This is a genomic window from Gelidibacter sediminis (assembly GCF_004364975.1).
GTDB lineage: Bacteria > Bacteroidota > Bacteroidia > Flavobacteriales > Flavobacteriaceae > Gelidibacter > Gelidibacter sediminis.
Window position 1 is genome coordinate 1,357,733 of the sequence record NZ_SOBW01000007.1, and the last position, 24,221, is coordinate 1,381,953.

Consider the following 24,221-nt stretch of genomic DNA (forward strand, 5'->3'; position numbering starts at 1 on the left):
GAAGAGAGACGACAATGACTGCTTTATTAACAATTATCATAGTACTTTTCATAGCGGTAGCTATTTGGCAAATGGTCAAAATTTTTGATCTAGCTCAAGTCAGTACTGACACGTCACATAGTGGGATTGCAACAGATTATGACAATAAGATCAACGGATATTTAATGATGGGCTTTTTGGCCTTTATATACATTATAACCATTGTTTCTTTTGTAAAATGGGGAGATTTGCCTTTAATGTCTAACGCTGCATCAGAGCACGGTTCAGAGATTGATAATCTTATGATGATCTCTATGGCGGTTATTTTTACTGTTCAAATCATCACCCAGTTTCTATTACACTGGTTTGCCTTTAAATACAGAGGCGAAAAAGGAAAGAAAGCCTTGTTTTTTGCTGATAACAATACTTTGGAGGCCATTTGGACAATCATTCCTGTAATCGTTTTAGCAGGATTGATCATCTACGGATTATTTACATGGACGTCCATCATGAATATTGATGAAGATGCTGATCCAATGATTGTAGAAATATATGGCCAGCAATTTAACTGGACAGCTCGTTATGCTGGTCAGGATAACGTTTTAGGTATGGCTAATGTTAGATTAATTGATATTGATAAGGCTAACGTTTTAGGTATCGATGAAGCTGATCCTAATGCACAAGATGATATTGTAGTTAAAGAATTACATTTAGTTGTGAATAAGCCAGTGTTGTTTGAGATACGTTCTCAAGATGTCCTACACTCTGTATATATGCCACACTTTAGAGCTCAGATGAATTCAGTGCCTGGTATGATCACCAAGTTTGGATTTACACCAACGGTAACTACAAAAGAGATGCGTGAAACCCCAGAGATGATTGAGAAGGTTCAAAACATCAATAATATCCGCGCCGAAAAAAGTAAAGAGTTAATGGCTAAGGGCGAAGAGGCGTTAGATCCTTATGAGTTTAACTACCTCTTACTTTGTAACAAGATTTGCGGGAAATCTCACTATAATATGCAAATGAATATTATAGTAGAAACCCAAGAGGAGTATGATGCATGGATTAGTGAGCAACAAACCTTCAAAGAATCATTGAATAAATAACAAAAAAGTTTTTAAAAAGTATATATAGATTATGTCAACACACGCAGTAGATACTCACGCACACGACGACGATCACGGACATCATCACAAAGAAACCTTTGTAACTAAGTATATCTTTAGTCAGGATCATAAAATGATCGCCAAACAATACCTTATTACTGGTACCTTCATGGGTATTATTGGGGTTTTGATGTCAATCATGTTTCGTATTCAAATTGCATGGCCAGAAGAGCCAAATGTACTTTTTGAAGCGTTATTGGGCAAATGGGCACCAGGGGGTGTTATGGATGCTGATATTTATCTGGCATTGGTTACCATACACGGTACCATCATGGTATTCTTTGTGTTAACTGCAGGTTTAAGTGGTACCTTTAGTAACTTATTAATTCCGTTGCAAATTGGTGCGCGAGATATGGCTTCTGGTTTCTTGAACATGGTATCCTATTGGTTATTTTTCCTTTCAAGTGTCATTATGTTAATCTCATTATTTGTGGAGGCAGGACCTGCAGCAGCGGGTTGGACTATTTATCCACCATTAAGTGCATTGCCAATGGCTCAAGGAGGATCTGGTATGGGGATGACTTTATGGTTAATCTCTATGGCTATCTTTATTGCATCCTCTTTATTAGGGTCATTAAACTACATTGTTACGGTAATTAATATGCGTACCAAAGGGATGAGCATGACGCGTTTGCCATTAACAATTTGGGCATTCTTTGTCACTGCCATTATTGGTGTGGTATCGTTCCCAGTATTGTTTGCAGCAGCCTTATTATTGATCATGGATAGAAGTTTTGGTACATCGTTCTTCTTATCAGATATTTTTATTCAAGGTGAAGTTCTGCATTACCAAGGTGGATCTCCAGTATTGTTTGAGCATTTATTTTGGTTCTTAGGACACCCTGAAGTATACATTGTGATTTTACCAGCAATGGGATTAGTGTCAGAAATTATGGCGTCTAATTCACGTAAGCCAATCTTTGGATACCGTGCAATGGTTGCTTCCATTTTAGCAATTGCATTCTTATCGACCATTGTTTGGGGTCACCATATGTTTGTGTCAGGGATGAATCCATTCTTAGGGTCTGTATTTACTTTTACCACCTTATTAATTGCAATTCCATCTGCTGTAAAAGCATTCAACTGGATTACAACCTTATGGAAAGGAAATCTACAGATGAACCCGGCCATGTTGTTCTCTATAGGATTTGTTTCGACCTTTATCACTGGTGGATTAACAGGAATCATTCTAGGGGACAGTGCCTTAGATATTAACGTGCACGATACTTATTTCGTTATTGCCCACTTCCATTTAGTAATGGGAATCTCAGCAATTTACGGGATGTTTGCAGGGGTTTACCATTGGTACCCTAAAATGTTTGGTAGAATGTTAAACAAAAATTTAGGATATATCCACTTCTGGGTCACTGCAATCTGTGCGTACGGGGTGTTCTTCCCAATGCATTTTATCGGAATGGCAGGTTTACCAAGACGTTATTACACCAACTCAGCATTCCCATTATTTGATGATTTAGCTGACGTAAATATTGTGATCACTATTTTCGCTATCATCGGTGGTATTGTACAAATTGTTTACCTATATAACTTCTTCGCTAGTATGTTTATCGGTAAGAAGGCAGTACAAAATCCATGGAGATCAACAACGTTGGAGTGGACAACGCCAGTAGAGCATATGCACGGCAACTGGCCAGGAGCAATACCTCACGTTTATCGTTGGTCTTATGATTATAGTAAGCCAGGTCATGACGATGATTTTGTGCCTCAAAATGTGCCTTTAAAGGAAGGTGAAGAGGAGTTACAACACTAAAATAAATTTGAACTTGGGAGAGCAGTATTTAATCTCAAAATTCAATCAACTCATAAAAGCCTTTCTTAATAAGAAAGGCTTTTTGTTTATCTTTGTTTTCTGTCTATAGGAATGATACCAATAGACGCTATTATTAATTAAATTGAGATTCCCGCATTTGTGGGAAATGACATGAACGACAACCTAAATCCATCCAATGACAATTTTTCTCCTGAAGAACTTGATGTCGAGAAAAAATTAAGACCGTTAACATTTGATGATTTCTCTGGTCAGGATCAGGTGTTGGAGAATTTAAGAATTTTTGTCGAAGCTGCAAACCAACGTAATGAAGCTTTAGACCATACCTTGTTTCATGGACCTCCAGGACTTGGTAAAACAACCTTAGCGCACATATTAGCGAGTGAACTGGGCGCAAGTATAAAGGTGACTTCAGGGCCGGTTCTAGACAAGCCGGGTGATCTTGCCGGACTATTGACCAATTTAGATGAACGTGATGTCTTGTTTATTGATGAAATTCACCGCTTGAGCCCTATCGTAGAAGAGTATTTATATTCTGCTATGGAAGATTATAAAATTGACATCATGATTGAGTCTGGGCCAAACGCCAGAACTGTTCAGATAAACCTCAATCCTTTTACGCTTATTGGAGCGACAACGCGATCAGGACTTCTTACCTCGCCAATGCGTGCAAGGTTTGGAATTCAAAGCAGGTTGCAGTATTACAACACGGAATTACTGACCACCATTACACAACGTAGTGCCTCTATTTTAAATGTTCCCATTTCTATGGAAGCGGCTGTTGAAATTGCAGGTAGGAGTAGAGGTACGCCACGTATATCTAACGCATTGCTGCGTCGTGTACGCGATTTTGCCCAGATAAAAGGCAACGGAAGCATTGATATTGCCATAGCAAAATTTGCGCTTAAGGCACTCAATGTAGATGCCCACGGACTTGATGAAATGGATAATAAGATTTTAATGACTATTATTGATAAGTTTAAAGGTGGACCAGTAGGTATAACCACCTTAGCAACTGCTGTAAGTGAAAGTGCCGAAACCATTGAAGAAGTTTACGAGCCATTTTTAATACAACAAGGGTTTATTATGCGTACTCCTCGCGGGAGGGAAGTAACGGATTTGGCCTACAAGCATCTTGGGAAGATACGAGGGGGCATACAAGGTGGTCTGTTTTAGCTAATTTTAAACCCTATTTTGTGTATTGGTTCTAGTATGAATCTGAGTACAATATGAGCATTACCAAAGTTTTTAATAATGGCTAGCACGACTAATATTCCAACAGTTTCCCTTATTCATTTTCTGAAACATTCTGTGGATATTCTCAAAAACCCCTTGCCTTTTCATCATTCTAATTTTATTGCCAAAGGCGATACCTTCAAATTAAAAATAGGATTTACAGATGAAGTCGTGTTTTCACGTGATGCTTCATTTGCAGAATATGTACTTCAAAAAAATCAAAAAAATTACAAAAAGTCTAAAATCCAAACTGTTGATTTGGTCAAATATGTGGGGAGAGGGCTACTTACCGCAGAAGGTGACTTATGGAAAAAACAACGTCAATTAATTCAACCCGCTTTTCATAAAAGAAATTTGGCAAATTTAATGGGAAAGGTACAACAGGCTATCAGGTCTGAGTATACACATATTCAGCCAGGAAAGCGTATTGATGTTTTCCCGGTGTTTAATGATTTGGCATTTCAAACGGTTGTAAAATCATTGTTCAGTAGTGCGGCAAGTGCTGAAGACATTAACAGGTTGCAATTTATTACAGAAGCGGCTCAGAAAATGTTGGTGCGGGAGCTACGTCAGCCTTACCTAGGGTGGTGGTTTAAAGCGAGTGGTACCATTGAAAAACATTTAGAGCTGACCCGGGAAGCCCGTCAAATTCTAAAGAACATTGTTAGAGCTAGACGTAATTCTCAAGAACGGCAAGACGATTTGTTGGACATGCTTTTAGAGGCCCGTTATGAAAATGGCAATGCTATGGATGAAGAACAATTGATTGATGAAATCTTGATCCTTTTTACGGCAGGACATGAAACCACTTCAAATGCGCTCACCTTTACCTTTCAACTCTTAGCACTGCATCCTGAGTGGCAAGACAAAATTTATGAGGAAAGTCTGCAAATTTCAGAAGATTCTAAAGGTTTGATGCAAATGGTGATGGCCTCCAAAATTTGCCAGCAGGTTATTGAAGAATCGATGCGCTTATACCCACCGGTATATTTTATTGATCGGGTGAATGTAGAGGAAGATGTATTCAATAATATGGTGTTTAAACAAAATTCTAACTTATTATTCTCCATTTATGAGATCCATCGTCATCCCGGTTTATGGGAACATCCAAACGATTTCCTGCCGGAGCGTTTTGATGAAGGCGGACGTCAATTTTCCTCCCAATATTTTCCATTTGGCGCAGGGCCAAGAAAATGTATAGGGAATAATTTTGCAATGTTTGAAATGATTTTAGCGGTTACGGAGTTGATTCGAAACTATAAGGTGTATCCTGAATTCGATTCGATTGAGATTACACCTTTGATATCGTTAAAGCCTAAGAACGCCTTAATGAGATTTGAAACGCGTTTGTAAGGGTGAATTATAAGTTATTTGTCAGGCTGAGCGCAGTCGAAGCCCTGATTAAACTATATGTACAACTACTACGTTTATATTTTAAAATGCGCTGACGGTTCCTATTACACCGGAATCACAAACGATATTGCCCGTAGGTTTGAAGAGCATCAACTCGGAAAAAATAAAGAATGTTATACCTTTAAAAAACGGCCGGTCATCATGGAGTTTCATCAGGAATTTAATGATGTGTTACAAGCCATTTATTTTGAAAAGAAACTAAAAGGGTGGACAAGGGCAAAAAAGAAGGCTTTAATTGAGGGGGATTTTGATAGATTGCAAGTCCTAGCGGAGTGTCGAAATAGTACTCATTATAAATATGATCCTAATAAGGAAAGTGAAGAATAAAGAGGCTTCGATTGCGCTCAGCCTGACAGGGCTTCGACAGAGCTTAGTCTTACAAGGGCTTCGACTGCGCTCAGCCTGACAGGAGTTTAAAATGCGCTTAGCCTGACAAATAATTAGATTGCCATCAAGCTGATAGAAAATAAACAAACTAAAGAGTGAATAATAAATCCAAATACAGCCAACTCATTAAGGAAGAAGCCAAACGCCTTGGTTTTTTGTCTTGCGGTATCAGCAAAGCACAATTTTTGGAGGAGGAAGCACCACGGCTGGAACGCTACCTCAAAAACAACATGCATGGTGAGATGCGCTATATGGAGAACCATTTTGACAAACGTCTGGACCCAACAAAACTTGTGGACGATTCTAAATCTGTCATTTCACTATTATTAAATTATTACCCTGAAGAGCAACAAATAGATCAGACCTATAAACTGAGCAAATATGCATACGGAACAGATTATCATTTTGTCATTAAAGACAAGCTAAAATCACTTCTAAATTTTATTCAAGAAGAAATAGGCGAGGTACACGGACGTGCCTTTACAGATTCCGCACCCGTTTTAGATAAAGCATGGGCTGCAAAATCAGGATTGGGCTGGGTAGGAAAACACACCCTGTTATTAACCCAACAAGCAGGATCGTTTCATTTTGTGGCTGAATTGATACTTGATCTCGAATTGGAATATGATTTGCCCACAACTGACCATTGTGGCACATGCACCAAATGTATCGACGCTTGCCCCACACAAGCCATTGCTGAGCCCTATGTAGTAGATGGGAGCAAATGCATTTCTTATTTCACAATTGAGTTAAAAGATAAAATCCCTACAGAATTTAAAGGTCAATTTGATGATTGGATGTTTGGGTGCGATATCTGCCAAGACGTGTGTCCTTGGAATCGCTTTTCAAAAGCGCATAGCGAACCTTTGTTTAATCCGCATCCAGAATTACTGTCCATGACTAAAAAAGATTGGGAAGAAATTACCGAAGATGTATTCAGGGACCTTTTTAAGAAATCACCAGTAAAACGCACAAAATTCGAAGGTTTAAAGCGTAATATTGATTTCTTAAAGAAGAACTAATTATACCAAACCGGTTTAGGTTTGCCCAAATCAAAACTTTGGAATCCGAAATCATCAGTTTCAAAAGCATTGGTTTTTAGGATATTTTCCCCTTGCCCAGGAATTTGTGGATAGAAGGAAAAGGACACCTGAAAGGAACTGAATACCAAATAATCATTCCGGACAATAAAACCTGCACCAAAGGAGGTGTATACTTTGCTCTGCGTAATAGAAGTGCCTTCATTACCTAAAGCTGCTGCACTAAAATTAAGATAGGGGTTCAAACGGAACCCCCACAATTCCCAAGGCGAATAAAACTGGGTTTGTAAAGACAATACATATTTTTTAGTGCCCATTAGGTCACTATCAAAACCTCTGATACCAGCACCGTTTTTAAGATCGAAATTGTGATCATAAACCCCTCTAAATTTATTGTTGTAATCAATAGTAAGTCGGTCGCCCTCTGAATCTAATCTATTGGTACCAATCAAAATTTGCGGTTTAATAAATTGACGCATCTTCCAGTTTTTTCCCAATGAAATTAAATTTGTAAAGTAATTGGCCTGTAACGAGATGGTGGTTTGTTCTAAATGGGTGTTGTCCACAAAACTTCCAATTTCAAAATTAGTACTTAAAAATCCCCAATTGAAATAATTACCATGTGTAGCTTTTAACCCTAAGTACAATCGGTTATGCTTATTTTTGCGTTGATAGCCTCCTGTTAGCGCATATACAGTACCAATAGGGACATCTTCAATGGTGCCATCTCTAAAAATATAATCATCTTTTATATATTGCCGAGAGGCAATCCCGACACTTCCCAAATAAAACGATTCATTCGCAAAATAACCCACCGGATCATATTCCTCAGAAGGTCGTTCCTTATAACCCACATGCAGATAACGTAGGCTAGTTATTAGGTTGGTAGTTCGCTGTTTTTCTGAATTACCCTTAAACAATTGGTAGGCATGGCCACCCCAAAAATCCTGGGTCAAGTATTTGAAATCTTGAAGGTTTGTCTCTATGTCAGCGGTACCAATATATTCTTTACGGTATTGTTCATCCAGATATAAGCCGCCCGCCCATCGGGTTAATGCAGAGTAGAATGGTCGGTCAATTTTTAGAAGCTTGCTATAATACCCATTTAAATCTGTTTTATAGGCTAAAGTCGTTTTGATAAAGGTGTTTTTGAAATTAGGTACAGTATATTGCATATCGTAGCCATAATTGCCATCTTCCAGGCTTTTAACGACACTGTTATTAAATTCATGCCCGAATCCCAAGAAATTCCTGTTTTTAAGTTTCAGCTTCGTCTTTGATGTGGATGCCGAAGCCGTCGGTATCATGCTCCACGAGTCTAAGACTTCAATAGTAAGATCTACAGAATCTTTAGAGGTCCCAACGTTTGCCGCAGTAACCTGAACGCGTCTGATATAATTTTGAGAACGTATTAAACGCTCACTCTCGCTTAAAAGTAAGGTGTCTAAGGGCGTATTTTCTTTAATTAACAAGGTGTTTCTAATCGCAAAGGCCTTGGTTTTGATATGGATAAAGTTTCCTGTTTTTTCTACCCAGCTATTAGAGGTTTGTGTGCTATCAGTAAATGAAAATCCAAAGGGGTCATGACTTATGATGTTGATGTTCCTAATAATTTTCCCCTCAAATTTTGAGAAATCTTGCTTTGGCCGATTTTTGGATGCGTTTACAGGTTTTTTTGCCGTAGATCTGAACACCAATTTGTGCAGTGCTTTTGTAAATTTTCTTTTTTTGGAATAGTTTTCAATTTTTTGGTACATGTTTATAGTGTCTTCTTTGGTTAAATCATCCTGAGCGACAACAAAACCTTGACCTAATAGAAAAAGTGTGATAAAAATTAAGGTTCTTAAAGGCATCTATTAAGTGGGAAATCAAAAGCTACGCTGCAAATATAGGGCAATTGAAGTGCTCAATTTTAAAAATTTCGTGCGCTTATGCTATTTGATTATCTGTTCTGAAAGAGGTGGTTAGGAGAATTGTCATGCTGCTTTTCCAAACGATTGGGAAGCCATAACGAGGCCCTAATAAATTTATGCAAATGTATTTAATGTCACTTTTCTTTTCTCATAAAACACTTACCTTTGTTTCCTAGCTAAAATTTTAAATTATATGAGCAAGCAGAGCAAACGCAGAGAGGCCTTAGTTTATCATGCAAAACCTACGCCTGGTAAAATACAGGTAGTTCCTACTAAAAAATATGCAACGCAACGTGATTTGTCGTTGGCGTACTCCCCAGGGGTTGCAGAACCTTGTCTAGAGATTGCTAAAAATGTCAACAATGTTTACAAATATACTGCTAAGGGTAATTTGGTGGCAGTAATCTCTAATGGCACTGCGGTGTTGGGCTTGGGTAATATTGGTCCTGAAGCCTCTAAACCAGTAATGGAAGGTAAAGGCTTGCTGTTTAAAATTTTTGCAGATATAGATGTGTTTGATATTGAAGTCAATACTGAAAATGTTGAAGAATTCATCCAAACGGTTAAAATGATTGCGCCTACATTTGGTGGAATAAATTTAGAAGATATTAAAGCTCCAGAAGCATTTGAAATTGAGCGCCGTTTAAAAGCAGAATTGGACATCCCGGTAATGCATGACGACCAACATGGAACTGCTATCATTTCGGCCGCGGCCTTATTAAATGCTTTGGAAATTGCAGATAAGAAAATTGAGGAAGTTCAGATAGTGATTAGTGGCGCTGGTGCTGCGGCTATTTCGTGTACACGATTATACCAAGCGTTTGGTGCCAAACGGGAACACATTGTAATGACAGATAGTAAAGGTGTGATCAGACAGACCAGAACAGACTTGACTTCAGAAAAGGCTGAATTTGCTACCCATAGAGATTTAGAAACCTTAGAAGACGCCATGCACAACGCCGACGTTTTTATAGGTTTGTCTACCTCCAATATTCTCTCTCCTGAGATGTTATTGTCCATGGCCGATAATCCTATCGTTTTTGCTTTGGCCAATCCTGATCCTGAAATTGATTACCAATTGGCCATTGATACCCGTAAAGATGTTATTATGGCTACTGGGCGTTCTGACCATCCTAACCAAGTGAATAACGTACTCGGCTTTCCTTATATTTTTAGAGGCGCTTTAGATGTCAGGGCTACTAAAATTAATGAGGCTATGAAAATGGCGGCAGTAACTGCCCTTGCCAATTTAGCAAAACAGAATGTGCCAGAGCAAGTAAATATTGCTTATGGTGAAACCCATTTAACTTTTGGAAGGGAATATATCATTCCGAAACCGTTTGATCCTCGTTTAATTTCCGAAGTGCCACCAGCGGTGGCTAAAGCTGCTATGGAGAGTGGCGTGGCTAAGGAATCCATCAATGATTGGGATAAATACCGTGATAGTTTGTTGGAACGTTTAGGTTCTGATAATAAAATAGTCCGGTTGTTAACTAACCGTGCAAAAATGGATCCGAAGCGTGTGGTATATGCTGAGGCAGACCATCTTGATGTTTTAAAAGCCGCCCAAATAGCATTTGATGAAGGTATTGCCATCCCAATTTTATTGGGGAGACGTGAAACGATTTTGAGTTTGATGGCCGAAATTGAATTTGACGCCAATGTTGAAATTATCGATCCTAAAACGGATGATGAGGAAAAACGCCGCAATAGATATGCAGAAGTGTATTGGTCGCAACGCAAACGTAAAGGAGTAACGCTTTATTCAGCACAAAAGCTGATGAGAGAGCGTAACTATTTTGCTGCAATGATGGTTAATGAAGGTGATGCGGATGCTTTAATTTCCGGATTCTCACGCAGTTACCCTTCCGTAGTAAAACCAATGTTAGAACTTATTGGTTTGGCAAAAGGTGCCACCCGTGTGGCTACTACCAATCTTATGATGACCCAACGTGGCCCAATGTTTTTGAGTGACACTTCAATTAATATTGATCCGCCTGCTGAGCATTTGGCCAAAATTGCGCAAATGACTGCAAGGACCGTTAGGATGTTTGGTTTGGAACCAGTTATGGCCATGATTTCTTTTGCAAACTTTGGATCTTCAGACAGTCCGCGAGCGACAAAAGTAAGAGACGCCGTAAAAATCTTGCACGAAACTAATCCTGAATTAATTGTTGATGGCGAATTGCAAACAGATTTTGCACTTAATCAAGACATGCTTCAAGAGTTTTTCCCGTTTTCAAAATTGTCGGGTCGCAAAGTGAATACGCTTATTTTTCCAAGTCTAGATTCAGCCAATATTACCTATAAACTTTTAAAGGAATTAAACAAAGCTGAATCTATAGGACCAATCATGATGGGCATGCGCAAACCAGTTCACATTCTTCAATTAGATGCTAGTGTAGATGAAATTGTGAATATGACTGCAATTGCTGTTATTGATGCCCAGTATAAAGAGAAAAAGGAGCAAGAAGCCAAAGCGGCTTTAGCAAATGAATCAGCTGTGCAATGAAAATAATTTTCTTACATTTGAGATCAATCTAAAGCCAGTTCATGATTACACATATCCAAGGAAAACTTGTAGAGAAAAATTTAACTGATGTTGTCATAGATTGCAATGGTATAGGCTATCATATTAATATTTCATTACACACCTATTCTCAAATTCCGGAAGGCGAAAATCTAAAACTGTATACCTATTTGCAGATAAAGGAAGATTCACATACGCTTTACGGTTTTATGTCCATTGCAGAGCGTGAGATTTTTAAATTATTGATTTCTGTTAGTGGAGTGGGTTCCAGTACGGCACGTACCATGTTATCATCCTTAACACCTAAACAAGTGCGCGAAGGTATAGCACATGACGATGTAGCCTTAATTCAATCCATTAAAGGGATTGGTGCTAAAACGGCTGCTCGTGTTATTCTGGATTTGAAGGATAAAGTGCTAAAAGTGTATGATATAGATGAACTTTCTGTAGTTGAAAACAATACTCATAAAGATGAAGCGTTATCAGCTTTAGAAGTTCTCGGTTTTGCACGAAAACAAGCCGAACGTGTTGTCGAGAAAATTGTTGCCAATCAACCAGATGCCAACGTAGAAGTCATTATAAAGGCGGCATTAAAAAATTTATAATCGATTTTGAGCACCACTAACCCAAGCTTATTTCAGTCTCTAAAACGTTTATGGCTTCTGGTCATAGTCGTGTGCTTTAGTCAACTTGGGTTTTCTCAAGAAATTCCGGCAGAACAGGATAGTACCAAAACAGGATATGCCTTAGGCAGTATTAAAATGCCTGATCCTAATAGTATTGTTTCAAAATACACCTATGATCCTAGTACAGACCGGTACATCTTTACCCAAACAGTAGGACGGTTTAACATCAATTATCCGCTTATTTTAACGCCCACCGAATACCAAAAATTGGTATTGGAAGAGAATCTGAAAAATTACTACAAACAAAAGGTTGACATTGCGGAAGGTAAAAAAGATGGTACTGAAGGACAGCAAAAGAATTTGTTGCCAGAATTTTACGTCAATTCCGGATTTTTCGAAACTATTTTTGGAGGTAATACCATTGAGGTGATCCCGCAAGGTTCGGTTGAAATGGATTTGGGAGTTTTGTTCACTAAACAAGATAATCCATCGTTTTCACCACGTAACCGCAGTAATTTCACTTTCGATTTTGACCAACGTATCAGCTTGAGTTTATTAGGTAAAGTTGGAACCCGACTACAAGTCACCGCTAACTACGATACAGAATCCACTTTCGATTTTCAAAACCTAATTAAGTTAGAATACACCCCAACTGAAGACGATATTGTCAGAAAAATTGAGGTCGGTAACGTCAGCATGCCGCTGAACAGTTCGCTCATTACCGGTGCACAAAGTTTGTTTGGGGTTAAAACCGAATTACAATTTGGGAAAACCCGAGTTACAGCAGTCTTCTCTGAACAGAAATCGCAGTCGCGCTCTGTTGTTGCCCAAGGCGGCGGCACGCTAGAAGAATTCTCTTTTTACGCACGGGACTACGATGAGAATCGGCATTTTTTCCTAGCACACTATTTTAGAGAGCGTTACGATACTGCCTTACAACGCTACCCTTATATCAATAGTAATGTTCAAATTACGCGTATAGAAGTCTGGGTGACCAATAGAAGCAATCAAACCGACAACGTCCGTAACGTGGCGGCATTTCAAGATCTTGGGGAGTCGCAGCGTGTAGGTTCTAATGTCACGATTCTAAAACCCGGACCACTGCCAGACAATAAAAATAACGGCTTCGATCCTACCAATATTGGGGGCGCTGGCTCTAATTTGAACAGCGCGGTAAGAGATATTACCAGAGTGCAGCAAGGTATCAACATCCCTGCTAATGAAGGTTTTGATTATGGGAAATTGGAAAATGCCAAAAAATTGGTAGAGGGTTATGATTATACACTTCAAACCCAGTTAGGGTATATATCTTTAAACCAACGCTTGCTAAATGATGAGGTGCTCGCCGTGGCCTTCCAATATACGGTTGGAGATAAAGTGTACCAAGTAGGGGAGTTTGCCAATGATGGCGTAGAAGCAACAGGCACTTCAACTGATCCAAATTCAGGGAATACAGTCATCAATAACAATAACCTGATCTTAAAAATGCTAAAAAGTGCGATCACGAACGTGAATCAGCCGATTTGGGATTTGATGATGAAAAATATTTATGATTCTGGCGCCTACCAATTGAGCCAGGAAGATTTTAAATTGAATATCTTCTATACGGAAGCATCGCCAGTGAACTACATTAAGCCGGTCTCGGGAACGACATTTCCGCCTTTTGATAATAACACCTCTGATCCGTCTGATGATACCCCTATAACAGAAACGCCATTAATCCGATTATTTCATTTAGACCGGTTGAATTATAACAATGATCCGCAGCTTAATGGGGACGGTTTTTTTGATTTCGTACAGGGTATTACGGTTTTGACCCAAAACGGCAAGATTATTTTTACTAAAGTAGAACCTTTTGGGGAATATCTTTTTGATGTGTTAGCAGATCCAGCCTATCCTTCAGATTATAATGACCCTACCTATACCAACCCCAATCAGGAAAAGTATGTGTACGATTTATTATATAAAGGCACAAAAACTGCGGCATTAGAAGAAGCGGATAAGAATAAGTTCCAATTGAAAGGGCGCTATAAATCAACCGGTAGTGATGGCATAGCCATTGGTGCTTTTAATGTGCCTAGAGGTTCCGTAAAAGTGACTGCGGGTGGCCGAGTATTGGTAGAAGGTGTTGATTATACGGTAAATTATCAATTGGGTCGGGTTGAAATTTTAGACCAAGCGCTTAAAGCGTCCAATACGCCAATTAATGTATCTGTAGAAAATAATGCGGTGTTCGGTCAGCAAACAAAACGTTTTGCCGGCATCAATGTAGAGCATCAGTTCAATGAAAATTTTGTATTGGGTGGAACCTTCTTAAATCTGAGCGAGCGTCCCATCACTCAAAAAGCAAATTACAATACAGAGTCTATCAATAATACCATATTTGGACTAAACGGCAATTACTCTACCGAAGTGCCTTTCCTAACCCGATTGGCCAATAAGCTCCCAAATATTGTTACGGATGTGCCTTCTAATCTGTCGGTTAGAGGCGAATTTGCATACCTCATGCCAGGTGCACCAAAAGGGACCGATTTTCAAGGGGAGTCTACAGCGTATGTAGATGATTTTGAAGGTTCGCAAGGGAGTATCGATTTGCTATCGCCACAAGCATGGTTTTTGTCTAGCAGGCCAAAAAAACTGGGTATTGGTGCAAATGAAGATGATAATGGCATTCAAAACGGTTTTAATAGAGCTTTATTAAATTGGTACACGGTTGACCCTATTTTTTATAGTTCGCAACGACCAAGCGGTATCACAGATAATGATGTGTCCAATCTCTATACAAGACGTGTTTTTATTGATGAAATATTCCCGCAACGCGATTTAGTACAGGGGCAAAGTACCATTATCCCAACCTTAGATTTAGCATACTATCCAACGCAAAGGGGACCTTACAATTTCCAGACCCAAAATATTAATTTTCCTAACACCTTGACCTCCCCACAAGACAGCTGGGCGGGCATTACACGTCAAATTACCAGTACTGATTTTGAGCAGGCAAACGTAGAATACATAGAATTTTGGGTGCAAGATCCATTCTTGGATAACCCTTCAAACCCAGGAGGTAAGCTACTTTTAAATCTAGGAAATATTTCTGAAGACATCCTTAAAGATGGTAAAAAACAATACGAAAATGGATTGCCAGATACCGGTGATGTCAGCGGCTTGAATACAACCGAATTCGGTTCTGTGGTGCCACGTAACCAATCTTTAATTTATGCCTTCTCAAGTCTGGGAGCAGAACGCGAAAATCAGGATGTGGGCTATGATGGTTATAATGATGCTAAGGAAATTATGGAATTTGGATCGCAATTTGGTCCAGACCCTTCCAATGATAACTACCAATATTTTCTTCAGGCTGAAGGCAATATTTTTGATCGATACAAAAAATATAACGGAACTGAGGGCAATTCGCCAGATGTATTTTCCGATACCAATAGAGGTTCTACTACACAGCCTGATGTAGAAGATATTAACAGAGATAACACAATGAATACCATTGATAGTTATTATGAATATGAAGTAGATATTACAAGGGCGAGTTTAGATAATCCTAACAATACTTTAATAAACGATGTCAAAACCAGAAATGTCACATTGCCAAATGGCGACAATAGAGATGTGAGATGGTACCAGTTCCGAATTCCAATTGACGAAGCTACGCGGGCCATTGGAGGTATTTCAGATATCAGATCCATAAGGTTTGCAAGAATGTACCTTAAAGGTTTTACTCAACCAACAGTAATGCGTTTTGCTACTTTAGATTTGGTAAGAAGTGATTGGAGACGCTATACTTTAGACTTGGATAACAATCCTACCAATAATAGTTCTGATGCGTCATTTAGTGTTGGCGTTATTGGACTTCAAGAAAATGAAGGTAATTATGTGCTACCACCTGGCGTAGAGTTGGAGCAGTTAAATAATAACAACAACATTATCAGGCAAAATGAGCAATCTCTAGTGGTGGAGGTGTGCGAATTGGAAGGTGGTGATTCTCGTGGGGTCTATAAAAATATCAGCATTGACATGCGTCAGTACAAGAAATTGAAAATGTTCATGCATGCTGAAGCAGTTGAAGGCCGTACTCTAAACCCTGGAGAAATGGTAGGATTTATCAGAATGGGAAATGATTTTACCCAAAATTTCTATGAAATTCAAGTACCGTTAAACGTTGTGGCAGGTGCTGGACGCGATCAAGTTTGGCCTTCTGAAAATGAGATTGATATTACATTGGACATCTTGCAACAAATCAAATCTATTGGTATAAGTGACGGCTCTTTAGCAAATCAAAACCCGACATTATATAATGTCACGCCATCAGGGCCTGAGTTGGTTAATGGAGGTGATGCTTTTGAGGTGGGCGAAACCCGCGTAGCTATAAAAGGAAATCCAAATTTTGGAGACGTAAGAGTGTTGATGGTGGGCGTTAAGAATAACACTACTGCAACCAATTTATGTGGAAAAGTATGGTTTAATGAGTTGCGTCTTTCTGATTTAGATAATGAAGGCGGATGGGCTGCAGTTTTAAGTATGGACTCCAATATTGCTGATTTTGCTGATATTAGCGCCACCGGAAGACAAAGTACCGTAGGTTTTGGAGGTATTGAGCAGCGCCCAAATGAACGCAGTCGCGAGGATGTTAAGCAGTATGACGTGGTTACCAACCTTAATCTTGGTCAGTTATTGCCAAAAAAATGGGGCATTCAAGTGCCATTCAATTATGCGCAAAGTGAAGAGATGATCACCCCCAAATATGACCAATATTACAATGACTTAACTTTAGATTCGAGACTTAGTGCTGCAAGCTCATCTGACGAAGAAGATGAGATTTTAGAGCAGTCTCAAGATTATACCAAACGTAAGAGCATCAATTTTATCGGGGTAAGAAAACAACGTACCGGAGATAAAATACCACGATTTTATGACGTGGAGAATTTGACCTTCAATTATTCATATAATAAAGTCGAACACCGGGATTTTGAGATTGAAAGGGCTTTAGATCAAAATTTAAGAACAGGTGTTAACTACGCACACAGTTTTGAACCCATCACCATTGAGCCTTTCGCCAAAAATGATTCGATTTTTAAAGGTAAATACGCTAAAATATTAAAGGACTTCAACTTTAATTTAATGCCAAACAGCTTTACCATCAATACAGATATTCTACGTCAGTTTAATAAACAGAAATTTAGGGAGGTAGAATTAGCTGGAAATAATATAGGCCTGGAAGAATTGTTCCGACGAAACTACAGGTTCGATTTCCAATATGCTATCAATTATCAGCTCACAAAATCATTGAATCTGAACTTCTCAGCCAACAACAGTAATATCGTTAGAAACTATTTTGTTGATGATGTGATTAACGGTAGGCAAGACCCGACTTTAAATGTTTGGGATGGGTTTTTTGATTTTGGAGATCCGAACATTCAAAACCAACAGTTGCAACTTAATTATGAGCTTCCACTTTATAAAATTCCGACCTTTAGTTTTCTAAAAGCGACCTATTCTTATACCGGCGATTTCCAGTGGCAAAAAGGGTCAGATTTAAATACGAATCTGCCATTATTCGATGAAACCACAGGCACAACTACCAACTATAATTTAGGAAATTCAATCCAAAACGCCAACACACATAACATTAATTCTACCCTTAACATGGAAACCTTATACAAATATGTAGGGTTGGTACGTAAGGAAAACAAGAATGCAGTGGCGCAAAACAGGCGTTCTACGCCAGATGGTTTGGAGCGAAGAACAGCTGGAAATCAAAACCCAGGTCAGACCACTGACACGGACTCAAATGCTGGGACAAAAGCATTTAACACGTTTGTAGACCTCGTTACAATGGTAAAACGAGTACAAATTAATTATAGTGAAAATAATGGGTCGTTCTTGCCAGGGTATTTAAGAACTCCTGGATTTATTGGAACAATGAAGCCCACCTTTGGATATACATTTGGAAGTCAAAGTGACATTCGGGATGTTGTGGCCAGAAATGGTTGGTTAACGGTGTATCCTGATTTTAATCAACAATATTCAGAAGTGACCAATCGCATTTTAGATGTTTCGGCCAATCTTGAGGTGATTAAAGATTTAAAGATTGATTTGATAGGGAGTAGGATGTATTCTGAAAATACCAATCAAAACTTTAATGCTTTAGATTTTGATAATGATGGATATAGTGATGCCTACAATACGTTGATTACAAATTCTTTTGGTAATTTCAATATTTCAACATCCCTAATTAAAACGGCATTCAGCCCGAGTGATGATCAACAATCTGCGGCGTTTGATGATTTTAGAGCCAATAGGTTGGTAATTGCAAGACGATTGGCACAAAACTTTTATGGAACCAATTCGTATCCTACAGATGCAGATGGTTACCCTGTCGGATTTGGAAAGAATAATCAAGCAGTCTTACTGCCGTCATTCTTATCGGCATACCAAGGCGCAAATCCTGATAATGTAAAATTAAGTGCGTTTAGAGATGTTCCAATTCCTAACTGGACATTAAAATATACCGGCTTGATGCGCCTGAAATGGTTTAAGGATAAATTCAAGCGTTTTTCAGTGTCTCATGGCTACCGTTCTGGGTATACAATCAATCAGTTCCGCACGAATTTGGATTATGACGAAAGCAATCCGGAAGCCCTAGATCAGGGTGGGAATTTTAAAAACGAAACCTTGTTCAGTAATATCAATTTGGAAGAGCAATTTAGCCCCTTGGTGAAATTGGATTTTGAGATGAAAAATTCTGTTAAGATTTTGGCCGAGGTAAGGAAAGATCGAATTCTCTCTTTAAGTTTTGACAATAATTTACTAACTGAAATCAAAGGGAATCAATACACCTTAGGTTTAGGTTACCGTATTAAGGATGTGAGAATCCGTTCTAAAATGGCGGGACCAACGCAAATTATCAAGTCAGATCTAAACATGAAAGCCGATGTATCCTTACGAGACAATAAGACCATTATCAGATATTTAGATTTAGAAGATAATCAAGTAACCTCTGGACAAACCATCTGGGGTGTTAAGTATTCTGCTGATTACGCCTTCAGCAAAAACTTAACGGGAATTTTCTATTTTGATTACACATTTTCAGAATATGCCATCTCTACGGCATTCCCTCAAACGACCATCAGATCAGGCTTAACACTCCGCTATAATTTCGGCAATTAATTTTGATTAACGGATTATAAAAAAGTACATTTGCTTTACTATTAAATTTATTACAAAATGAATATACCAGCACAATTAAAGTATACCAAAGACCATGAATGGATCCGTATTGATGGTGATGTTGCAACTGTAGGCATTACAGATTTTGCACAAGGTGAATTAGGAGACATTGTTTATGTTGAGGTTGAAACTGTAGGTGAAACTTTAGAGATTGAAGAGATCTTTGGAACAGTTGAAGCTGTAAAAACAGTTTCTGATTTGTTTTTGCCCCTTTCAGGAGAAATTATTGAATTCAATTCAGCACTAGAAGATGAGCCAGAAAAAGTAAATTCAGATCCTTACGGAGACGGCTGGATGATCAAACTTAAAATTTCTGACCCTTCACAAATTGACGGACTACTTTCAGCTGATGCCTATAAAGAATTGGTAGGTGCATAAACATTTGGCTTTAGCTTTACTTGTAGCTTATGCTATAATATTGTTGGCATTAAGTCTGGTTACCCTTGGCAACATACAAACATTAGGATCTTCATTTGATGATAAAATCTACCATTCAGGAGCCTATTTTGTACTAACCTTTCTGGTGTTTAATTATTTAAATACCTTAAAATTTAAAAATAGTTTATTGTATGCCTTCATTGCCGCAGCAATTTATGGCATTCTGATGGAGCTTTTTCAGAATTTTTTAACCGTTTCCAGAATGTTTGATGTTTTTGATATGATTGCCAATATTTTTGGTGCAATTTTTGCAGTACTTATGGTAATCATCTACAGAAAGTTAAAGTTAAATTAAATTAATCCCTTGCTTTTTTAACAAATTATTGGTTATTTTAGCATTCCTAAAACACTCTAAGCTCATGGAACCAAAAAAGAATTTAAAAGCAGACGTCGGTAGAAATAGCTCTATCTATTTCGCAGTCGGACTTGCTTTGATGTTATTGTTAACCAATTTGGCTATCAATTACAAAACATACGATAAAGAAGCTATTGATATTGGTATGATCAATATGGATGACGAATTGGAAGAAGAAATTCCAATTACAGAGCAATTGCAAACGCCACCACCACCACCGCCACCACCACCTGCAGCACCAGAAGAAATTGAAGTTGTAGAAGATGAGGAAGAAGTTGAAGAAACGGTTATTGAGTCGTCAGAAACCAATCAGGATGACGAAATTGCTGAAGTCGAGGATGTAGTTGTAGAAGAAGCTCCTGAAGAAGACATAGAGGTGCCATTTGCAGTCATTGAAAATGTACCAGTATTTCCAGGTTGTGAGAATGAAAGCGGCAACAATGCAAAAAAGCAATGTATGTCTGATAAAATTGCTCAATTTGTAAACAAGAAATTTGATGTTGATTTAGCTTCAGAATTAGGTCTTTCTGGTAAACAACGTATTAGTGTGATCTTCAAGATTGACAAATCTGGAAATATTACCAACGTTAGAGCTAGAGCACCGCATCCTGGTTTAGAGAAGGAAGCACAACGCGTTATTGGTTTGCTGCCTAAAATGAAACCTGGTAAACAACGTGGTAAAGCGGTAACAGTACCGTATTCTTTACCAATTTTGTTCCAAGTTCAAGACTAAGAAATGTAATCTTATAAAATAAAAACCCCGTCGCATTTGCAACGGGGTTTTTATTTTATATGGGCTGAATAAAAAATCCCGTCTAATTTATTAGACGGGATTTCCGTTTTGGTATGCTTGTTGTGATTTTAGCATAATATTAACATTTAACTTTAAATATTATGAAGAATTCTGAAAATTCGTGTGGCATTGCTGGCCAGAGCAACCCACGTCATGTAAAATCACGCAAGCATGATGCAAACTTACAAAAAAACTTCACTCTTTATTTTCAAGTCGGATTGATTCTCTGTTTGTTGGTTACCTATTCGCTTTTTGAAATGAAGTTTGAAAACAAAAGCTATCAATTAAGTCAGGTAGAAATTGACCAACCATTTGCTGAGGTCACTCCTGAGGTTTTTCAGATGGAAGCACACGCTCCTCAAAAACTGGACAATCCTGTTAAAAGTCTGCTTTTAGACAAAGAACCAATCATTAAACCTGACGATTTTGAAGCTCCAGTGGAAAGTCTATTGACCGAGCCTGAAGTATATCTTGAACCTATTGATCCTGATCATCTCAATGTTGAGGCCGCGCCAGAAATGGACGAGCCAGAAACATTTAATATTTTAGGTGTAGAACAAGTGCCAATTTATCCGGGTTGTGAATATGCCAACACAAATGATGAACGGAGAGCCTGTATGTCTGACAAGCTTGGGACACTCATTAAGAAACGATTTGATACTCATATTGCAAGTGAGATGGGTTTAACTGGCGTACAGAAAATATACGTACAATTTAAAATTGATGATCAAGGCAACGTTACTGAAATACAATCTAGAGCCCCATCTCAAGCATTACAAAATGAGGCCAAACGGGTACTTAGTGAGGTCCCGCAATTAATCCCGGGAAAACAGAGACACCGGCCAGTATCAGTACTGTATACATTGCCAATCATTTTTGACGTGCAATAAATATCTATTCCAACTATGCCTGTTACTTCCATTGAGCTATTTAAAACATCTTTCCCATAAGGTGTTTTAGATAGCTCTTTACGTTGTAGGATGTTGTTTTAACTTTTACCATTTCATATGTGTGTTTTAAAAAAAATAGTATCTTTCCTGAGTAATAAAGGTTACAAGTGTCTATGAAGTACTTCTTCTTAAGTATGTGTGTGTGTTTTCATCTCAATAGTGTTGCCCAGAACATCAAAAATTATGAAAAATCACCCGTTTTTACAGGTTGCGAAAGCCAAACTATTGATGCTTTAAAAGCATGTTTTAACACCAAACTGAATCAGCATATTTATGAGAATTTTATAGTCCCTCAAGAGGTTACTGATGATAGTTTTATAGGCGATGTAAAAGTGCTTTTTGAAGTGGATAAAGAGGGCCATATCACTGTTTTGTATGTAGATGCTACCTATGAGGTCTTGAAAGACGAAACCAGAAGGGTTTTTGAAAAGTTGCCAAAAATAGAGCCAGGCAGCTATAATGGCAAGCCTACTTTTTATCAATATTCATTAGCTATTAAAATTCCACTGGTGTCTCCTTCAGAAATTAGTACTGCCACAATACAAGAAGAAAAAAGTATCAAACAGGCTGAAGATCTCAATGCCATCATCTCCAATGAATTTGATAGCATTACCAAAACCATTAAAAAATATGAAGGTCTCGAATATAGCAGTCAATTAAACATACCCTTTACACATCAATACTATTCGCGATTTGATGACCAAATGAATGTTTTGGGCACCAATAGTCATACTGCAGCAAAACCATTTGTGTACGAAGAAGTGGCACCCTATTACAATTTTAAGGCAGAAAAAGAAGCCTTAATTAAAGGCTCAGATGCTTGGTGGAGTAGGAAATTATATGATGAGCATTTGGTGCAGTTACAAGGGGCAGATTATTGGTTTACAATTGACCCTGTCTTCGATTTACAGGTAGGTAAGGATACTGACGCTGATTTTTCTACCACTTTTAACAACACTAGAGGGATCTATATACAAGGCGGTCTAGGAAAAAAGTTAAGTTTCTCGGCTTCTGTTTTTGAAAGTCAGGGCCGCTTTGCACAATATTACAATCAATATGCCGAGAGTTTAAAAGCTTTCGGTCCTGATCCTGCAATTATTCCAGGACGGGGCATTGCCAAACGTTTTAAAGAGGATGCTTATGACTATCCGGTTGCGGAGGCTTATTTATCTTATGCGCCGGCAAAATTTATTAATGTGCAATTTGGACATGGTAAAAACTTTATTGGCGATGGCTACCGCTCCTTATTGCAAAGTGACGTTGCAAACCCTCAGACGTTTTTAAAATTAAACACCAAATTTTGGAAAATTAAATACACCAATACCTGGATGTGGCTCCGTGATGTCCGCGATGCCGTGGTTGAAGATAAGGCGTTTTTAACCAAATATATGGCAAATCACTACCTGAGCTGGAATGTGTCCAAACGTTTAAATATTGGACTTTTTGAATCGGTAATGTGGACCGATACCAATGGCCGGGGCTTTGATGTCAATTATCTCAATCCCATCATCTTTTTTAGGGCGGTGGAGTTTGAAGCAGGTCAAGGTTCAGGAAATGCCATTGTTGGGGCCTCCGCAAAATACAAATGGAACAATAAAATCAATGTGTACGGGCAGTTTATCTTAGATGAATTCTCTTTGAGCGATGTGAAAGCTCAAAATAAAAGCTGGAAGAACAAATTTGGATACCAATTGGGGGTCAAATATTATGACGCTTTTAAAGTGGACAATTTAATGCTGCAATTGGAATATAACCAAGTGCGCCCTTATACCTATTCCCATAATACCATCGTTAATAATTACGCCCACAGCAACCAACCAATGGCACATTTATGGGGCGCTAATTTCAGGGAATTTATTGTCATTGGGCGTTACAATTATCAACGTTGGTTTGCAGATGCAAAATTCATCTTTGGCACCCGCGGATTTGATTTTAATGACGGCACCGATAATTTCAGCTACGGGGGAGATATTTATAGAAATTACAACGAACGTCCATTTGATTCTGGTGTAAAAATAGGGCAGGGCAATACGACCAAAACTTTTAATGCGGAGTTGCAGGCGGGCTATGTTGTGAATCCGGTGAGCCATTTAAAAATCTTTACCAATGTGAGTTTTAGAAATTTTAATCCGGAAGCGAATACCCAAACCACGTTTAATAACAGTACGGTGTGGTTTAATATAGGAGTCAAAACTGACTTGTTCAATTGGTACTTTGATTATTAATGGCTTTCACAAATTTTGATAGCGTATATAGATCTTCAAAAGAAAGAATAGGTTGATTTAGTTATGTTTTTATGACGCACTTTGTTAGAATGATTTGATCCAGAATGAATTTTTTGAAACAAATTGATTTATTCCATAATTG

The 24,221-nt window shown here is 38.3% G+C and carries 15 protein-coding genes; 14 read left to right on the forward strand and 1 reads right to left on the reverse strand.

All coding sequences use genetic code 11. The features are described from left to right. Positions 1-14 precede the first annotated feature (14 nt). The 6 genes from BXY82_RS05805 to queG all read left to right on the forward strand — a co-directional run bounded on the left by BXY82_RS05805 (position 15) and on the right by queG (position 6,992). Positions 15-1,088 carry a cytochrome c oxidase subunit II gene (locus tag BXY82_RS05805; protein ID WP_133757208.1) on the forward strand — a complete coding sequence of 358 codons (1,074 nt, stop codon included), beginning with the start codon at positions 15-17 and terminating at the stop codon, positions 1,086-1,088. Between the two features lie 31 nt (positions 1,089-1,119). Further along, positions 1,120-2,916: a cytochrome c oxidase subunit I gene (locus tag BXY82_RS05810; RefSeq protein WP_133757209.1), complete on the forward strand. Its 1,797-nt coding sequence runs from the start codon at positions 1,120-1,122 to the stop codon at positions 2,914-2,916. Positions 2,917-3,087: 171 nt separating this feature from the next. Then, positions 3,088-4,110 (forward strand): Holliday junction branch migration DNA helicase RuvB, encoded by a 1,023-nt coding sequence (ruvB, locus tag BXY82_RS05815; RefSeq protein WP_133757210.1) that lies wholly within the window; start codon positions 3,088-3,090, stop codon positions 4,108-4,110. A gap of 78 nt (positions 4,111-4,188) precedes the next feature. Continuing rightward, complete coding sequence (locus BXY82_RS05820) at positions 4,189-5,523, forward strand: cytochrome P450 (RefSeq protein WP_133757211.1); 1,335 nt, start codon at positions 4,189-4,191, stop codon at positions 5,521-5,523. A 57-nt stretch (positions 5,524-5,580) separates the two neighbouring features. Continuing rightward, positions 5,581-5,910, forward strand: coding sequence for a GIY-YIG nuclease family protein (locus BXY82_RS05825; RefSeq protein ID WP_133757212.1), 330 nt, complete (start codon positions 5,581-5,583; stop codon positions 5,908-5,910). A gap of 155 nt (positions 5,911-6,065) precedes the next feature. Next, positions 6,066-6,992 carry a tRNA epoxyqueuosine(34) reductase QueG gene (gene queG, locus BXY82_RS05830; protein WP_133757213.1) on the forward strand — a complete coding sequence of 309 codons (927 nt, stop codon included), beginning with the start codon at positions 6,066-6,068 and terminating at the stop codon, positions 6,990-6,992. Here queG and BXY82_RS05835 read toward each other — a convergent pair. Further along, positions 6,989-8,863 carry a hypothetical protein gene (locus tag BXY82_RS05835; protein WP_133757214.1) on the reverse strand — a complete coding sequence of 625 codons (1,875 nt, stop codon included), beginning with the start codon at positions 8,861-8,863 and terminating at the stop codon, positions 6,989-6,991. The two genes, queG and BXY82_RS05835, sit on opposite strands and share 4 nt — an antisense overlap. Positions 8,864-9,116: 253 nt before the next feature. Between BXY82_RS05835 and BXY82_RS05840 the strand changes: the two genes are divergently transcribed. From BXY82_RS05840 to BXY82_RS05875, 8 genes are all read left to right on the forward strand, one after another. Continuing rightward, a complete protein-coding gene (locus BXY82_RS05840) occupies positions 9,117-11,435 on the forward strand; it encodes an NADP-dependent malic enzyme (RefSeq protein WP_133757215.1) in 2,319 nt (772 codons plus the stop codon). 41 nt (positions 11,436-11,476) lie between these two features. After that, positions 11,477-12,058: a Holliday junction branch migration protein RuvA gene (gene ruvA, locus BXY82_RS05845; RefSeq protein WP_133757216.1), complete on the forward strand. Its 582-nt coding sequence runs from the start codon at positions 11,477-11,479 to the stop codon at positions 12,056-12,058. Between the two features lie 6 nt (positions 12,059-12,064). After that, positions 12,065-19,258: a T9SS outer membrane translocon Sov/SprA gene (gene sov, locus BXY82_RS05850; RefSeq protein ID WP_133757217.1), complete on the forward strand. Its 7,194-nt coding sequence runs from the start codon at positions 12,065-12,067 to the stop codon at positions 19,256-19,258. A 57-nt stretch (positions 19,259-19,315) separates the two neighbouring features. Next, on the forward strand, positions 19,316-19,696 hold the full coding sequence (gcvH, locus tag BXY82_RS05855) for a glycine cleavage system protein GcvH (RefSeq protein WP_133757218.1): 381 nt from the start codon (positions 19,316-19,318) through the stop codon (positions 19,694-19,696). A gap of 4 nt (positions 19,697-19,700) precedes the next feature. Next, positions 19,701-20,051, forward strand: coding sequence for a VanZ family protein (locus BXY82_RS05860; protein WP_166643252.1), 351 nt, complete (start codon positions 19,701-19,703; stop codon positions 20,049-20,051). A 64-nt stretch (positions 20,052-20,115) separates the two neighbouring features. Continuing rightward, positions 20,116-20,844, forward strand: coding sequence for an energy transducer TonB (locus BXY82_RS05865; RefSeq protein WP_133757220.1), 729 nt, complete (start codon positions 20,116-20,118; stop codon positions 20,842-20,844). Positions 20,845-21,005: 161 nt separating this feature from the next. Then, on the forward strand, positions 21,006-21,794 hold the full coding sequence (locus BXY82_RS05870; RefSeq protein ID WP_133757221.1) for an energy transducer TonB: 789 nt from the start codon (positions 21,006-21,008) through the stop codon (positions 21,792-21,794). Positions 21,795-21,967: 173 nt separating this feature from the next. Then, complete coding sequence (locus BXY82_RS05875) at positions 21,968-24,079, forward strand: gliding motility protein RemB (protein WP_133757222.1); 2,112 nt, start codon at positions 21,968-21,970, stop codon at positions 24,077-24,079. The last annotated feature ends 142 nt before the right edge of the window (positions 24,080-24,221 follow it).

Excerpts from the sequence above, each read along its gene's own strand:
- BXY82_RS05805 (WP_133757208.1), top strand. The coding sequence starts at position 15 with ATGACTGCTTTATTAACAATTATCATAGTACTTTTCATAGCGGTAGCT.
- BXY82_RS05810 (WP_133757209.1), top strand. The coding sequence starts at position 1,120 with ATGTCAACACACGCAGTAGATACTCACGCACACGACGACGATCACGGA.
- ruvB (WP_133757210.1), top strand. The coding sequence starts at position 3,088 with ATGAACGACAACCTAAATCCATCCAATGACAATTTTTCTCCTGAAGAA.
- BXY82_RS05820 (WP_133757211.1), top strand. The coding sequence starts at position 4,189 with ATGGCTAGCACGACTAATATTCCAACAGTTTCCCTTATTCATTTTCTG.
- BXY82_RS05825 (WP_133757212.1), top strand. The coding sequence starts at position 5,581 with ATGTACAACTACTACGTTTATATTTTAAAATGCGCTGACGGTTCCTAT.
- BXY82_RS05835 (WP_133757214.1), bottom strand. The coding sequence starts at position 8,863 with ATGCCTTTAAGAACCTTAATTTTTATCACACTTTTTCTATTAGGTCAA.
- BXY82_RS05840 (WP_133757215.1), top strand. The coding sequence starts at position 9,117 with ATGAGCAAGCAGAGCAAACGCAGAGAGGCCTTAGTTTATCATGCAAAA.
- ruvA (WP_133757216.1), top strand. The coding sequence starts at position 11,477 with ATGATTACACATATCCAAGGAAAACTTGTAGAGAAAAATTTAACTGAT.
- gcvH (WP_133757218.1), top strand. The coding sequence starts at position 19,316 with ATGAATATACCAGCACAATTAAAGTATACCAAAGACCATGAATGGATC.
- BXY82_RS05865 (WP_133757220.1), top strand. The coding sequence starts at position 20,116 with ATGGAACCAAAAAAGAATTTAAAAGCAGACGTCGGTAGAAATAGCTCT.
- BXY82_RS05870 (WP_133757221.1), top strand. The coding sequence starts at position 21,006 with ATGAAGAATTCTGAAAATTCGTGTGGCATTGCTGGCCAGAGCAACCCA.
- BXY82_RS05875 (WP_133757222.1), top strand. The coding sequence starts at position 21,968 with ATGAAGTACTTCTTCTTAAGTATGTGTGTGTGTTTTCATCTCAATAGT.